Origin of the sequence: Archangium sp. (genome assembly GCF_036277355.1) — a bacterium.
Lineage (GTDB): Bacteria > Myxococcota > Myxococcia > Myxococcales > Myxococcaceae > Archangium.
Map to the genome: position 1 here is coordinate 97,230 of NZ_DASUNC010000042.1, position 14,206 is coordinate 111,435.

The window sequence follows — 14,206 nt, forward strand, 5'->3', positions numbered from 1 at the left end:
AGCGGGCGGTGGGGGCTCGCCTTCGTGCTCGCGCGCCATGCCGAGGAGGAGCGCTTCCTCCAACTGTTGCGGCAGGCCCGGCCGGGATGGCTGCTGGTGGCGGTGGTGCTCCAGCTGGCCACCTACCACCTCGTGGTTGCCGCTGCTGCCCGGCTTCTACCTGTTGCGGCGTGAGCCGGTGCTCAGCCCGCGGTGAGCCAGCGCAGCAGGGCCTCGGGAGCGTCCACGTGGACGAAGTGGCCCGCGCCGGGGAGCGTGGCCACCGGGCAGCCCAGGGACTCCATCCGCGCCAGGTCCGCGTCGGAGACGTAGTGGGCCCGGCCGCCGCGGATGCAGCGCACCTTCGCGCCCGGACGCGTCAGCGCGGCCCACAGGTCCTCGCCATTCACCCGCCCGTGGAACTCGGCGAGCGACTCCCGGTCGAAGCGCCAGCGCACCGTGCCGTCCGGCGCCGGCTCCAGGTTCATGAGGAGCCAGTCCGACAGCGGCCCGGACAGCCCGCGCCCCGTCAGCTCCGTGCGCATCGTCCGGCGGTCCGGCGCGCCAGGAGGCGCGGCCCGGAGGATCTCCAGCACCTTGCCGCTCTCCGACAGCTGCGTGGGAATGGGGCTGGGGGTGATGTCCAGCAGTGTCACGCGGGCCACGTCGGCCGGGGAGCGCAGGCTCGCGGCGAGCGACACGCGCCCGCCCAGCGAGTGCCCCACCAGCTCCAGCGGCCCCTGGAGCCCGGCAGCGCGTGCCGTCTCCAGCACGTCGCCAGCCACCGTGGCCAGGGTGGCCCCGGGCGGCAGCCGCGGCGAGGCGCCGTGGCCCGTCATGTCCAGCAGGAGGAAGCGGCGGCTCGGGTCCACCGCGCTCCATGCCGTGGCCAGCGAGCGCAGGTTGCGCCCCGTGCCGAGGAAACCATGCAGCAGCACCGTGGGCCGCTGCCCCTCTCCCACCTGGAAGCTCTCGAGAATCACGGCCGCCTCCTATATCCCGAGCGCCTCCGCCTCGCAGCGTCTTCGCTCACATTCCGAAGGGCCAGGTGTCCGCGGCATCCTCCGCCTCATGGCCGGCATCGCGATCCAGGGGCTGCAGGGCGCTGGTGAGGTCGTAGTGCAGCACCGCGTTGAACTGTGCGGGCAGGTCCGCGTGGAAGTAGTGGCTGTAGCGCTCGCTGTGGGGCGCGTAGATGACGCCGATGGCGCGCTCCAACCGCCGCTCGTGCAGGCCCGCGCCCGCCTCGCCCAGGTCCTCCATCCGCAGGAGGAAGCCGGGCAGGCCCACCTCGTGGAAGAGCGCCTCGTAGCTGCCCCCCAGTGCCGGCCGCACCCGCCGTCTCAGGCCCGGCATGTCCCATTCCCGCGCGGCGATGACGGTGCCCGAGTACGTGGTGAAGCCCACGTTGTACGTCTCCCGGCCATGGCGCTCGCGCAGCAGCTGGCCCAGGTTCAGCTCGCCCTGGTCTCCCATCTGCGTGGCGCGCGCATCGCCCAGGTGCGAGTTGTGCGCCCAGATGACCAGGCGCGCCGGGTCGCCGGAGCGGCGGCCGAGGTACTCCGCGAGCGCATCCGCGGTGTCCGCCATGTGGGTATCGCGCAGGTTCCAGGACTCGTCGCGCCCGGCGAACAGGGTGCGGTAGTAGGCCTCCGCGTCCTGCGCCAGCCGGGCGTTCTGCTCCGCGTAGAAGAGCGCATCCAGCTCCAGCACTCCTTCCACCTCGCGCCGCCGCAGGTCCAGCAGCTGCTCGAGGACCTCGCTCGAGCAGGTGTCCGCGTAGCCATACGCCGTGGCGTGGCCATAGGCCTGCGGGTCCGTGCCGTAGCGGTCGAAGCACGCGTAGCGGTGGCGGGCCCGCTCGGCGGCCGCGGGATCTCTCGTCTCCAGGTAGCGGATCACCTCGCGCATGGAGGCGTGCAGGCTGTAGAGGTCCAGTCCGTAGAAGCCCACCTGGGGCGCGTCCTTGCCCCGCGCGGCGTTGTGCGCGCGCATCCACTCCACCAGCTCCAGCACCTCCTGGTTGCGCCACATCCACCGGGGGAAGCGCTCGAAGTTGTCGAGCGCCCGCCGCGCATCCGGGTCCGTGCCCTGGCCCTGCACGTACTGGTTGAGCCGTAGCGCGTCCGGCCAGTCCGCCTCCACCGCCACCGCGCTGAAGCCCCGCTCGACGATGAGCCGGCGGGTGAGCGCGGCGCGGGCCCTGTAGAACTCGTGGGTGCCGTGGGTGGCCTCGCCCAGCAACACGAAGCGCGCGTCACCGATGCCCTCCAGGAGCGCGTCGAAGTCCGAGTCGTCGTCCTTCAGGGGGATGGCCGCGGTGCGCACTCCTTCGATGAGCTCTGGACGGAATTCCTGCTCGCCATGTCTGTCTTCATCGAACGGATTCATGCGGTGAAGGTGGGCAGGCGGCCCGGACCTGCCCACGCGGCTCGGACAAGCCGGAGGGTTGACAGACGGGAAGGATGGCGGGCAGGCAGGCGCTCGCTTTCAATCCAGGAATAAGCAGGCTGGCCGACCCTCCAGGGCATGAACACCTTCGACGACATGGAGCCCAAGCGAGAGAACATGACGGTATCGGCGGGGAGGCGTTGGCGGGGTGTGCGGTGGCTGGTGCTGGCCATGACCCTCATGGCGGGAACGGCCCAGGCCAAGGTGATGGCGGGAGTCCGGATGCCGGATGCCATCTCGCTCCAGGGCAAGCAGCTCCTGTTGGAGCACATGGAGCTCAAGAAGAAGCTCTTCTTCGAGATCTACGTCTGGGGCCTGTACCTGGAGCAGAAGCCGGACTCCACCCAACAGGCCATCGCCTTCCAGGGACCCAAGCAGTTGCAGCTCCACTTCCGGCGGAGCATCAAGCGCGAGCAGCTGGCGGATGCCTTCCGCGCGTTCCTCTCCAACAGCCGGGCGCTGCGCTCCCCGGAGATGAGGCGCCACTCGGAGATGCTCGTCCAATCGCTCAAGGGCGTGCGCAAGGGCGACACGCTGCTCATCACCTATCTGCCGGACAAGGGCTTGCAGATCTCCGGTGAGGGCAGCCAGGGCGCGGTGATTCCCGGCAAGGCCTTCGCGGACGCGCTCTTCGACGCGTGGCTGTCGGAGAACCCCATCTACGAGCGCTAGCGGCGCTCAGATGAGGAAGGAGCCCCGGACCTCGGCGCCCTCGGCGAGCAGGGCCGCGGTCCGGTCCAGGCGCTCGCGGCTGAGGTGGGTGAGCGCGCGGCGGACCTCGGGGTGGGTGAGCACCCGCTCCTTGACGGTCTCCTGATCCAACACCAGCAGCAGGCACGCCGTGGCGGCGCGCACGGTGGCGGTGATGCGCAGGTCGAGCAGCAGGGAGATCTCCCCGAAGAGGGCGCCCTCGGTCATGTCGGGGTAGGGACGCTCGCCGCCGTCGGGCTCCTGGTGCACCACGGAGCAGCGTCCGCGCAGCAGCAGGTGGAGCGCCTGGCTGCGCTGGCCCTGCTGGAGCAGCACGGTGCCCGGCTCCACGGTGCGCGTCTGGAAGCGCTGGGCGATGGCGCGCTTCTGCTGCTCGGAGAGCGGCTGGAAGACGGGGTTGGACTCGAGCAGGTTGTCCAGCAGCTGGTCCTTGTAGAACTGCTGCACCACCCGCTCGAAGGTGGGGAAGCGGGCACCGAGCTGCGCGAGCATGTCGCGCGTCACCTCCAGCAGGGTGCAGTCGTGGGTGGCGATGACGCTGGCGGTGCGGGGCGCGTCCGAGATGAGGCCCATCTCGCCGAAGAAGGAGCCCTCGGTCAGCTCGGCGAGCGTGCGGGGCGGAGCGTTCTCGGGGGCGTGCACCACGCGCACCGTGCCCTGCACGAGGATGAACATGGAGTGGCCGCGCTCGCCCTCGGTGAGGATGTGCTCGCCTCCGTTCACGCGGCGCATCTCGAGCAGCTCGAGCAGCGCGAGCAATACGTCGCGGGGGAGCTTGGAGAACAGGGGCGTACCGGGCGGCTCGGGTTCGCTGGGGGGCTGGCGCTCCTCGGCGCTCCGCATGGCGATGAGACTGGCGAGGTTCTCCTGGGTCTCCGCGTGCTGGGGCTCGATGGCGAGGATGAGCTTGCAGGCGGCGATGGCGTGGAGGGTGTTGCCCTCGGCGGCGTAGCGGATGGCGAGGGAGTGGAACTCGCGGACGGCCTCCGGGCGGTGCCCGAGCTGGGCGAGGAGCTCGGCCACCTTGAGGCGGGCGGCGGTGTCGTGGGGGTTGAGCTCCACGGCCTTGCGGTAGCCGGCGAGGGCCTCCTCGGGCCGGCCCTGGAGGATGTGGGCGGCGGCGTTCTCCTTGTACTGCCGGCTCAGCTGCCAGGCCTCATCGGTGGGGATCGCCACGGGAACCTCCAGACGGTGCTGCGGGACGCGGCCGCATGATCGGCGAGATGGAGGGCAGGGTAAAGACACAGGGGGTGTCGGCTCCGTGGCGCGAAGGCCGTGCTCTGGTAGGGTGCCACCGCATGACCTGATGGGTGATGCCGCGGGCACGGAGTCCGTTTCCGGGTATCATCCCACCACCGAGGAGGGCGCTTCATGCGTTGGCCGTTCGTGCTGGGTATCGCGCTGCTGACGGGGTTCTTGGGGACGGGGTGTCCGGAGATCTACGGCAAGGGCGGGTACCTCGACGACGCGATGCGCGAGGACATCCAGGAGCAGATGCGGGAGCGGAGGGAGCAGAGGCGTCAGGAGAAGGAACTGGCGCCGCGATGCCCCGAAGGCAAGTCCGCGGAGCTGGTCTGTGATGGTTCGGCGGATTCGAAGCAGTGCCACTGGGAGTGCCGATGAAGTGGCGCACGGTCCTTGGCGCCATCGTTGGCCTGCTCCTGCCATTGCCGTTCATGTTCGATCACTGCGGAGCCAGGCTTCTGGAGTATCAGCGGCAGGCCGCCACTCCCCAGGGCGCGAAGATCGTTCCCATCCTTGCTCTGGACGAGAGGCGCACGCTCCTGACGTATGGGCGTTCCTGCGAGGAGCCGAAGGATTGCGATCCTCCATTGGCCTGCGCGGATTTCTTCTCTGGTGAAAACCGGATTTGTATCGACAGCGATTGTCAGACGGACCGGCAATGCAAGCAGGGCTTCACCTGCCGGACCCGGCAGGTACCAGGAGATGCCGCCCTGATACGCCAGTGTGTCCTGATTGGCTCTCAAAAAGAGGGGCAGCCCTGCTTCGACAGCGCGGCCGAGCCGGAGGAGGCCTGTGCACCCGGGTTGCTCTGTGGGGGTGGTCATTGCGGCAGACCCTGCCTGTTGGAGGAGCCCTCGAGCTGTCCCGCTGGCTTCGTCTGCCGGGCTGGACTGGATGCGCCTTCCTGCCAGCCGTTCTGCAGGGGAGGTGATTGTCCCGCGGGCCAGGAGTGTGTGGGGGCGAGGACCGGTGCAGCCAGATGCATGATCGTCCATGGCGACAACTGCCAGCAGCATCCCTGCCCGGACGGGTTGCGATGCGTCATGAATTACACGCCGGGAAGAGAAGTGTGGCGCGCCACCATGGAATGCCTGAAGCCCTGTGACGAGACGCAGTCCTGTCCCGAGGGCCTGGTGTGTTTCCTGGGGGGCTGCCGGCGGACGTGTGGCCCGGATGCGGGAGAGGTCTGTGGCCCGCACCAGCGCTGCTCCCAATTTCCGGCCGATCACCTCTGGGTGTGCAAGGCACCGCTCGAGTGACGCGCATCAACCTGGGAAGTTACTCCCCGCGGGCCGTTTTTTGAGGTAGTATCCTCCCGCATGGACGACATCGGCAAATTGAAGCGGATGCTGGGCGGTGCGGTCCTGGTCGCCCGGGAGCAATCCGGGCTCACGCAGGCCGAGGTCGCCAACCGGGTGGGAATCGCCCCCGCCGTCTATGGCCGCATCGAGCGCGGGCAGATGCTTCCCAGCGTCCCCACGCTCTGCCGCCTGTGCGCCACCCTGAACGTCTCCTCGGATGTGCTCCTGGGGCTCGATCCCTCCGAGCGCGAGGCCCTCGCCGCCCTCCCGGTTCCAGAGGCCCCGCCCGAGCTGCGCCGTCTCGCCTCCCTCGTGCGCACGCTCTCCCCCGCCGCGCTCCGCACGCTTACGGCCGTGGCCACCGCCGTGGGCAACAGGTAGGGCCGTGCCGCCCGGCGCTCAACCCCGGCGCCGCATCGCCAGGTAGCGCGCCAGGGGACCCCAGTACGTGCCGCGCCAGTCCTCGTCCAGCCAGCCGTGGCTGTCCGCCGGTACCCCCACCTGCGTGAAGACGAGGCGCGTGCCCCTCCCCATGGGCTCCGGGCGGCTCCTCCAGCGTGTAGCCCACGAGGTCCACGAGCGGGCACGAGGCTCGCCGGGAGTGCCCGCGCGCGCGCCACTCCGCGTATCCTCGTGGGCCATGATGCTGAAGATCGTCCAGGCTGGAGAGCCGGTGCTGCGCCGGCGCGCGAGAGACCTCACCCCCGAGGAGATGACGAGCCCCGCGGTGCGGCAGCTCATCTCCCTCATGCGAGAGACGATGCGGGATGCGCCCGGAGTGGGGCTGGCCGCGCCGCAGGTGGGGGTGGACGTGCGGCTCGCGGTCATCGAGGACCGGGCCGAGTACCAGGCGGCCCTCTCGCCCGAGGAGCTGGCCGCGCGGGAGCGCGAGCCGGTGGACTTCCACGTCATCATCAACCCGCGCCTCACCGTGGAGGACCCGGAGCCGGTGGAGTTCTTCGAGGGCTGCTTGAGCGTCAGCGGTTTCTCCGCGCTGGTGCGGCGGGCCCGCGCCGTGCGCGTGGAGGCCTTCAACGAGAACGGCGAGCCCATCACCCTCCAGGCGCGGGGCTGGTATGCCCGCATCCTCCAGCATGAAATCGACCACCTGGATGGCATGCTCTACATCGACCGGATGGAGCCGCGCAGCTTCACCACCCTGGAGAACCACCGCCGCCATTGGGCCTCGCGTCAGGTGGCCGAGGTGCGTCAGGCGCTCGGTCTGTGAGCCCGGAGTCTGTGGGACGATGAAGACGTGCACGGGCCAACAAGACAGGCACGGGAGTGCGGCACCGTGTCAGAGTGCGCGGTAGCCTGGAGGTGAGGCTCCGGTGGCTCGGGCATGGTGCCCTTCCGCCGCGAGTCGCGCATGCGTGCTCCTGTCTTGTGGGTAGTGCTGCTCACGGCGGTGGGGTGTGGCGAGGACTCCCTGGAGTTGCTCCAGGACGAGGCCTCGGACTGCCCCGAGGCGCCCGCGATGCGCCTGGGCGCGGCGCCCTCCGCGGCGGTGGTGCTCAATGCCTACTACCTCCAGGAGGAGGCCGCGAGGGACCTGCGGCGGGGCCGCACCGAGTCCCCCGCCGTGGAGGAGACGTTCGCCAAGGTGTCGGCGCTCGGAGCCCACGCCGTGCGCACCATCGGCTACAACGACGCGGCCGACAAGCGGGGCGACTCCGCCATCCAACTCGCACCGCTGCAGTACGACGAGGTCTCCCTGCGCGGGTTGGACCTGGTGCTCACCCGCGCCGCCGCGTACGGCGTGAAGCTCGTCCTGCCACTGGGCAACTACTGGGATGCCTATGGAGGAGCCCGGCGCTATGTGGAGTGGGCGGGGCTGCCCTCGCCGGTGGAGGGAGATCCGCGCTTCTTCACCGAGCGTGCGGTCATCGACCACTACAAGGCGCACGTGGCCCGGCTGCTCTCGCGCGAGAACACCTTTGACGGGCTGCGCTATGGGGAACACCCGGCCGTGCTGGCCTGGGAGTTGCTCAACGAGCCCCGGGGCAAGGGATTGGATCCGGAGGGCGCGGCCATGCGCGCCTGGGTGGACGAGGTGGCCGCGGTGGTGAAGGCGTACGCGCCCGGGCACCTGGTGGGCACGGGGGAGGAGGGATTCGACACCTCGCTGGCGGGCTATGACGAGCGCTTCTGGCGGGGCGCGGCGTCCTCTCCCTTCTTCGAGGGAGGCAGCAGCTTCCGCCGCAACACGGCCTCGCCCTTCATCGACTTCGCCAGCGTGCACTTCTACCCGGAGCTCTACGGGGTGAAGCGGGACGACACGGCCCGCGCCGGGGCGCACTGGTTCTCCGAGCACGCCGCCATCGCCCGGGAGGTGGGCAAACCCCTGTTCATCGGCGAGTTCGCCCTGCGCAACGCCGAGGGATTCTCGCTGGATGAGCGGCGGGCCATGTACCGCGGTTGGTTCCGCTGTGCGTGGCGCATCGGCGCGGGCGCCAGCGGCCCGTGGATGTTCGCGAATGACTCGCGGCCGGATGAGTGGGACGAGTTCACCTTCTACTCCCGCGATGGCACCCTGCCCGCGGATCCTCGCAACCGTTACGCGGACCTCGTCGTCGAGGCCGCGGCGCTCTCCGGCACGCGCTGAGCTGTCTTTCCTCGGAGCCCTCCAAGAAGACCTCACATCCCGCTGAAGAAAGACAGGGATTGGGGTTGTCAGGGTTGACTGGGATGACCAGTTTTCCTGTATAGGGGGGGCTCCATGAGGAAGGAACGCCGTATGAGGATTTCGAGCAGGATGGCCGCGTGGCTCTGCATGGGCGCGCTGGGTTTCGCGCAGCAGGCTCGCGCCGAGGACGACAGGTGGGAGCGCCGGGAGGCTCGCTGGGACGCGGCTCGCCTCGACGAGCAGTGTGGAGAGGTCGCGTCCGACGAGCCCTGCACGCTGGGCAATGCCGAGCGCCGGCAGCTGGTGGACGACCTCTACGAGTACAGCTACCGCGTGCGGGTGGGTCCTGGGAGCTACGACACCATCACCCTGCACCGGGTGGTGCGCGAGCTGGGCCCGTGGGCGCCGGTGCGCACGCAGAAGTCGATCTTCCTGGTGCATGGAGATGCCCTGGGGTTCCGGGGCGCGTTCCTCTCCAGTGCGGGGAGCGCGGCGGTGCCGGCGAGTCAGTCCATCGCCGTCTTCCTGGCGCGCAAGGGCGTGGATGTGTGGGGCATCGACCTGCGCTGGGTGAACGTGCCGGCCGGGACGACGGACTTCTCCTTCATGAAGGACTGGAACCTGGGCCTGCACGCCCGGGACGTGGGGAAGGGCCTGTACCTGGCGCGCGGGTGGCGTGCGTACACGGGCGCCGGCTCGGGGCGGATAGCGCTGTTGGGCTGGAGCCGGGGGGCCACCGTCTCCTACGCCTACCTGAATGAAGAGACGCAGCAGCCGCCGGACAATCGCCACGTGAGCGGCTTCATCCCCGTGGACATGGCCTACGCGTTCGCGCCCGGTGCCACGCAGGAGCGCCAGGCGGCGTGTCAGACGCATGCGGCGCTCGCGCAGGCCCAGGCCTCGGGGCAGTACGAGGGCGGCATGCTGGGGCTGACGCTGCAGGGACTCGCGGGGCTCGCCATCAGCCAGCCCACGGCGCCCTCGAGCCTTCTGGCGGGGAGCACGAACCGGGAGGTGGCGCTCCTCTTCGGCGCGGCGACCCACGCCTTCCAGACCCCGCCCGTCATCCCGGCCTACCACTGGACGGGCGGCCAGTTCAGCGCGGAGGGCCTGCCCACCGGTCTCTCCTGGACGGACGAGCGCTTCTTCTTCGATACCCTGCTGCAGGCCTCGCCCTACCAGAGCATCGGCGAGCAGGTGGACACCCTGGCCATGTGGTGCGGTGCGCCGGACGTCCCGTATGACGACAACCTGGCGCAGGTGCGGGTGCCGGTGCTGTACGTGGGCGCCGCGGGAGGCGTGGGCGGCTACGGCCTGCACAGCCTCTCCCTGCTGGGGAGCACGGACGTCTCGGCCCATGTGGTGCAGCGCTTGCCGGGCACGTACCGCGCCGTGGACTACGGCCACGCGGACCTCTTCCTGGCCGGCGATGCGCAGAGCGCGGTGTGGACGCCCCTCCTCGACTGGGTGCAGCGCCACTGAGGCGCGGCGGGCTCAGGCGGACGCCGCGGCCCGCCCCAGGCCCTCGGCCACGGAGGTGAAGGCGTCCTTCGTCTTCACCCGCTCCTCGCCGAAGCGCTCGCTGTAGAGCCGGCGCACGGCGGGAATCTGCGAGGAGCCTCCGGTGAGGAAGACGGCGTCCACCTCGCCGGCGCCCGCGCAGCGCTCCAGCAGCCCCTCGGTCACCTGGCGCAGCTCGGTGAGCAGGGGCTCGGAGGCGGCCTCGAACTCGGCGCGGGTGATGGGCTCGTGCAGGTGGATGCGGGCCTCCTCGAAGTCGAGCGTGGCCTCCTCCCGCGAGGAGAGCTGCACTTTCACGGCCTCGATGGCGCGGAAGAGCCGGTAGCCGAGGTTGTCCATGACGAGGTCGTACAGGGCCTCGGCCTCGGCGGGCTTGTCACTGGACTCGAGCATCAGCTCCAGCAGCTCCTGGGTGGACTTCTCACGGATGAAGGACATCTCGTGCCAGGAGAGCAGCTTGGACATGACGTGCTGGGGCACCGCCAGCCGCTTGTCGCTGAAGCCCCGCACCTTGTAGGTGGAGCCGGCGCCGAAGCGGGGCAGCAGCTTGTAGCGCATGATTTCGGCGTCGAAGCGGTCACCGCCGATGCGCACGCCGGTGGAGCCCACCACGTCCGCGCGCCGGTCCGGGTTGCCGCGGCGCGAGGGCCCCAGCCGCATGAGCGTGAGGTCCGTGGTGCCGGCGCCGAAGTCGGCCACCAGCACCAGCTCGTCGCGGGTGAGCTGGGCCTCGTAGGAGAGCGCGGCGGCGATGGGCTCGATGAGGAACTGGATGTGGGTGAAGCCGGCGATCTCCGCGGCCTTGCGCAGACGCTGCTCGGCGAGCGCATCCGCCTCGGGGTCCGGGGAGAAGAGGGCGGGGCGGCCGAGCACCACGGACTCGGGGGCGCCGCCGGTGTGGGGAGCGGCGGCCTCGCGGACGCGGCGCAGCAGCAGGGCGACGAGGTCCTCGATGAGCCAGGTGCGGCCGCGGATCTGCGTGGCGCGGAAGGAGGCGCTGTGCAGGAAGGACTTCACGGACTGGATGAAGCGGCCCGTGTGGTCATCGAGGTAGCGGGCGATGGCCGGGGCGCCCGTGTACACCTCGCGCTCGTCCTCGGGGAAGAAGATGACGGAGCGGTAGAGGCGGGGGTCGCTGTAACCGGGCGAGATGGGGAGCACCGTCCCGTCCGGGAGGGCGATGGCGGTGTTGCTGGTTCCGAAGTCGAGTCCGCAGGCGGCCATGGGGGCGCCTCCTCTACGCGCAAACGGTGCGCATGGGTAGTCCCGAGTGCAGGGCCCCTTCAATCCAACAACTGGCGCAGGCCGCGCGTCAGGCGCTCGGCGTGCCAGCGTTGCAGCTCACGGGCCGTCCGGGCGGCGCGCTCGGCCCGCTCCTCACGGACGCGCTCCTGCAACTGGCGCGCGGCGGTGCGCTCGGCGGCGGTGCCCTTCGCGGCGAAACCCTCGAGCAGCCCCAACCGCACATCCGAGTCGTGCAGCTCGCCCAGCAGCTCCTGGAGGGGAACCAGCGCCTCCAGCAGTGCCTCCATCCTCCGGCGCATGGCGGGGCGGAAGAGCTCCGCCTCGTAGCGCAGCTTCTTCACCTCCTTGCGCAGCTCATGGGCCGTGGGGGCGTCCGGTGCGGCCGCGTAGTCCTCCATGAGCCGCTGCACCTCCCGCAGGCGGCGGCGGAGCTGACGGCGGACACGCTGGCCTCCATACCGGCCGGGTCCCTCCAACCGCGCCGCCTCGTCCAGGAGCGCGGGCACCGTCCGCGCGTCCCAGCGCTTCAGCACGCGCCGCAGTTGCTGCTCCTTCGCACCGAGCTGGGACTCCACGCTCGTGCGCAGGGCCTCGAAGCCGGCCCGCTTCGCCGGCTTCTCCTTCCGGGCCGCCTGTTTCAGCCAGGCTCCCTGCACGTGGATGTCGCGCACCTCGCCCAGGGCGTCCTGGAGCTTCTTCACCTCGCGCTCCAGCGGCGCCAGTCCGCCCAGGTGGCGGAACACCTTCAGCGCGGCGCGCAGGCGGCGGGTGGCCACGCGCATGTCATGGATAGCGTCCTCGGTGAGCTGCCCGTCGAGCGTGTCCTGCTCGTGGCGCACGTCGGCCAGGCGGCTGGAGACGAGGCGGCGGGCGGCCTCCTCCAGGCGGCTGTCCGGGCCGAGCCCGCGGATGGGAGTGGGGTGAGGCATGACTCCACGCTTCCTAACGCCGGGCCTTCATCTCGTACACGCTGGCGGCCTTGCCGACCATCTTCCCGGCGGCCTCCGCGCCTTCCCAGCCGAGGATGCGCACGTCCTTGTCCGCGAAGGCGACGGCGGCGGTGAAGAAGTGCTCCAGCTCCTGGCGCTCCCGGCGCGACAGCTCCTGGATGGAGCTCAGGTTCTCCGCGCGTGCCGCGATGATGGGAACGACGAGCAACCGGTCATTGCGCTCCCGGCCACCGCCCCGCTTCTTCTTCTGGTCCACCTTCAGCACGCCGAGCGCGCGGCAGGGGAGCACCACGCCGGGGTAGGTGGATTGATCCCAATACACCAGTGCGTCGAGCGGGTCTCCGTCGGGGGCCTCGGTGCTGGGGATGAAGCCCCAGTCGAAGGGGTAGCGCAGCCCGTGCACCAGCGGTTTGGAGACGGTGAAGGCCCCGAGCTTCGGCTCGTACTTCAGCTTCACCGTGGCGCCCTGGGGCGACTCGACGACGACGTGGAAGGAGCCGTCCTTGCCGCGCAGCGGAATGCGGGTGAGGTCCGTGGTCATGGTGCCGAGGCTCGGACGGACTGCTCCCGGGGACAAGAGCCCCCGGGGGCGAGTTTCACCTCGACGACTTTCGAGGCCCGCGCTCAGGGCGTGGCGGGTTCACTCATGGTGCCCCTCAAGCCAGGCACCTGGGCGGCTACTCGAGCTCCGGCACCTTCATGCCGCGCTGCACGGCCGGGCGGGCGGCCACGGTGTCCATCCAGCGCCGCACGTTGGGCACCGCGGGCAGCAGCTCCGGGTAGAACTGTGTCGCGCCGGCCAGCCACGGGTACGTGGCGATATCCGCCACCGAGTACTCGGGCGCGAGGAACTCGTGCTGCGCCAGGTGCTTGTCCAGCACGCCCAGGATGCGCTCGGACTCCTTCGTGTAGCGCTCGATGGCGTACGGAATCTTCTCCGGGGCGAAGCGCTTGAAGTGGCCGAGCTGCCCCAGCATGGGCCCCACGGCGCTCATCTGGAACATCAGCCACTGCACCGCCTCGGAGCGCGCGCGCGGGTCCGCCGGCAGCAGCTTCCCCGTCTTCTCCGCCAGGTAGAGCAGGATGGCGCCGGACTCGAAGACGGACAGCGGCTTTCCGCCCGGCCCCTGGGGGTCCACGATGGCCGGAATCTTGTTGTTGGGATTGATGGCGAGGAAGTCGGGCTTGAACTGATCGCCCTTCGTGATGTCCACCACGTGGACCTCGTAGGGCAGCCCCAGCTCCTCCAGCGCGATGGACGCCTTGCGCCCGTTGGGCGTCGTGAACGTGTAGAGATCGATCATCGTCCCACCCCCGTCAGTTCGGCGCTCTTGCGCCACAGTGTCTCGGCGCCCTCGTCGCTCCGCGCGGCCTTGGACTCGCGGGCCACCTTGCTCTTGATGAAGTACTTCGCGCTCACGCCCTCCACCTCGGGCGAGGCGGCCAGGTACACCGAGGTGCGGGCGCCGCCCTCGGCCGAGAGCATGAAGGGCGCGGCCAGCTTCACCAGGTGCTTGAAGAAGCCCTCGGAGTTGAGGCCGAAGCCGGTGCGCACCACGCCCGGGTGCAGGCTGTTGACCGTCACCTTCGTGCCCTGCAGCCGCCTGGCCAGGCCCCGGGAGAAGAGGATGTTGGCCAGCTTCGAGTTGCCATAGACCTTGATGCCGCTGTAACCGCCGCGCTCGGCCTGCAGGTCATCGAGGAAGCCGAGCGAGCCCATGCGGTGCCCCTCGGAGGAGACGTTCACCACGCGCGAGGGGCCGCTCTTCGTGAGCAGGTCCATCAGCAGATTCGTGAGCAGGAAGTGGGCGAGGTGGTTGGTGGCGAAGGTGGCCTCGAAGCCATCGGGCGTCACCTTGCGCCGGTCGAGCACGAGGCCGGCGTTGTTGAGCAGCACGTCCAGCCGCGGGTACCGGGCCTGGAAGTCCCGGGCCAGCTGGTGCACGGAGGCCAGCGAGGTGAGCTCGGCGAGCATCAGGTCCAGCTTCGCGTCGGGCACGGTGCGGCGCACCTCGGCGAGCGCGGCCTCGCCCCGGCCCTTGTCACGTCCCGACAGCACCACGGTGGCTCCCGCGCGCGCGAGCGCCCGGGCCGACTCCAGCCCGATGCCCGAGGTGGCTCCGGTGATGAGGCAGACCTTCCCTTGCATGTTTCCCGGCGTCATCTGGTATGGCCCT

General features: G+C 70.2%; 16 protein-coding genes. 7 read left to right on the forward strand and 9 right to left on the reverse strand.

Going from position 1 to position 14,206, the window contains the following annotated elements; all coding sequences use genetic code 11:
- The first annotated feature begins 24 nt into the window (after positions 1-24).
- Positions 25-174 (forward strand): hypothetical protein, encoded by a 150-nt coding sequence (locus VFZ09_RS10915; RefSeq protein WP_329727466.1) that lies wholly within the window; start codon positions 25-27, stop codon positions 172-174.
- Positions 175-182: 8 nt separating this feature from the next.
- Here VFZ09_RS10915 and VFZ09_RS10920 read toward each other — a convergent pair whose 3' ends face one another.
- Both VFZ09_RS10920 and VFZ09_RS10925 read right to left on the reverse strand, forming a co-directional pair.
- Entirely contained in the window at positions 183-962 is a 780-nt protein-coding gene (locus VFZ09_RS10920; RefSeq protein ID WP_329727467.1) for an alpha/beta hydrolase, read from the reverse strand.
- Positions 963-1,008: 46 nt separating this feature from the next.
- Entirely contained in the window at positions 1,009-2,370 is a 1,362-nt protein-coding gene (locus VFZ09_RS10925; protein WP_329727468.1) for an erythromycin esterase family protein, read from the reverse strand.
- Positions 2,371-2,508: 138 nt separating this feature from the next.
- On the opposite strand from VFZ09_RS10925, the gene VFZ09_RS10930 reads away from it, so the two are divergent.
- Entirely contained in the window at positions 2,509-3,102 is a 594-nt protein-coding gene (locus VFZ09_RS10930) for a chalcone isomerase family protein (protein ID WP_329727469.1), read from the forward strand.
- Between the two features lie 6 nt (positions 3,103-3,108).
- Here the strand turns inward: VFZ09_RS10930 and VFZ09_RS10935 are convergent, their stop codons facing one another.
- The gene (locus VFZ09_RS10935; protein ID WP_329727470.1) at positions 3,109-4,317 is read right to left on the reverse strand and encodes a cyclic nucleotide-binding domain-containing protein; all 1,209 of its coding nucleotides are present in this window, start codon (positions 4,315-4,317) and stop codon (positions 3,109-3,111) included.
- A 195-nt stretch (positions 4,318-4,512) separates the two neighbouring features.
- Here VFZ09_RS10935 and VFZ09_RS10940 point away from each other — a divergent pair, with 195 nt between their 5' ends.
- Entirely contained in the window at positions 4,513-4,764 is a 252-nt protein-coding gene (locus VFZ09_RS10940) for a hypothetical protein (protein WP_329727471.1), read from the forward strand.
- Between the two features lie 941 nt (positions 4,765-5,705).
- Positions 5,706-6,068 (forward strand): helix-turn-helix transcriptional regulator, encoded by a 363-nt coding sequence (locus tag VFZ09_RS10945; protein ID WP_329727472.1) that lies wholly within the window; start codon positions 5,706-5,708, stop codon positions 6,066-6,068.
- Positions 6,069-6,086: 18 nt separating this feature from the next.
- Here VFZ09_RS10945 and VFZ09_RS10950 read toward each other — a convergent pair whose 3' ends face one another.
- Complete coding sequence (locus VFZ09_RS10950; protein ID WP_329727473.1) at positions 6,087-6,221, reverse strand: hypothetical protein; 135 nt, start codon at positions 6,219-6,221, stop codon at positions 6,087-6,089.
- Positions 6,222-6,327: 106 nt separating this feature from the next.
- Between VFZ09_RS10950 and def the strand changes: the two genes are divergently transcribed.
- The 3 genes from def to VFZ09_RS10965 all read left to right on the forward strand — a co-directional run bounded on the left by def (position 6,328) and on the right by VFZ09_RS10965 (position 9,795).
- Positions 6,328-6,915, forward strand: coding sequence for a peptide deformylase (gene def / locus VFZ09_RS10955; protein ID WP_329727474.1), 588 nt, complete (start codon positions 6,328-6,330; stop codon positions 6,913-6,915).
- Between the two features lie 141 nt (positions 6,916-7,056).
- The gene (locus VFZ09_RS10960) at positions 7,057-8,292 is read left to right on the forward strand and encodes a cellulase family glycosylhydrolase (protein ID WP_329727475.1); all 1,236 of its coding nucleotides are present in this window, start codon (positions 7,057-7,059) and stop codon (positions 8,290-8,292) included.
- 150 nt (positions 8,293-8,442) lie between these two features.
- The gene (locus tag VFZ09_RS10965) at positions 8,443-9,795 is read left to right on the forward strand and encodes a hypothetical protein (RefSeq protein ID WP_329727476.1); all 1,353 of its coding nucleotides are present in this window, start codon (positions 8,443-8,445) and stop codon (positions 9,793-9,795) included.
- A gap of 12 nt (positions 9,796-9,807) precedes the next feature.
- On the opposite strand, the gene VFZ09_RS10970 is transcribed toward VFZ09_RS10965, so the two are convergent.
- From VFZ09_RS10970 to VFZ09_RS10990, 5 genes are all read right to left on the reverse strand, one after another.
- Positions 9,808-11,058, reverse strand: coding sequence for an Hsp70 family protein (locus tag VFZ09_RS10970; RefSeq protein WP_329727477.1), 1,251 nt, complete (start codon positions 11,056-11,058; stop codon positions 9,808-9,810).
- Between the two features lie 59 nt (positions 11,059-11,117).
- On the reverse strand, positions 11,118-12,008 hold the full coding sequence (locus tag VFZ09_RS10975; RefSeq protein ID WP_329727478.1) for a CHAD domain-containing protein: 891 nt from the start codon (positions 12,006-12,008) through the stop codon (positions 11,118-11,120).
- A gap of 13 nt (positions 12,009-12,021) precedes the next feature.
- Positions 12,022-12,570, reverse strand: coding sequence for an inorganic diphosphatase (locus tag VFZ09_RS10980; protein WP_329727479.1), 549 nt, complete (start codon positions 12,568-12,570; stop codon positions 12,022-12,024).
- A 136-nt stretch (positions 12,571-12,706) separates the two neighbouring features.
- Positions 12,707-13,333 carry a glutathione S-transferase N-terminal domain-containing protein gene (locus VFZ09_RS10985; protein ID WP_329727480.1) on the reverse strand — a complete coding sequence of 209 codons (627 nt, stop codon included), beginning with the start codon at positions 13,331-13,333 and terminating at the stop codon, positions 12,707-12,709.
- A complete protein-coding gene (locus tag VFZ09_RS10990) occupies positions 13,330-14,178 on the reverse strand; it encodes an SDR family oxidoreductase (RefSeq protein WP_329727481.1) in 849 nt (282 codons plus the stop codon). Before VFZ09_RS10990 ends, VFZ09_RS10985 begins: the two co-directional genes overlap by 4 nt.
- Positions 14,179-14,206 lie beyond the last annotated feature (28 nt).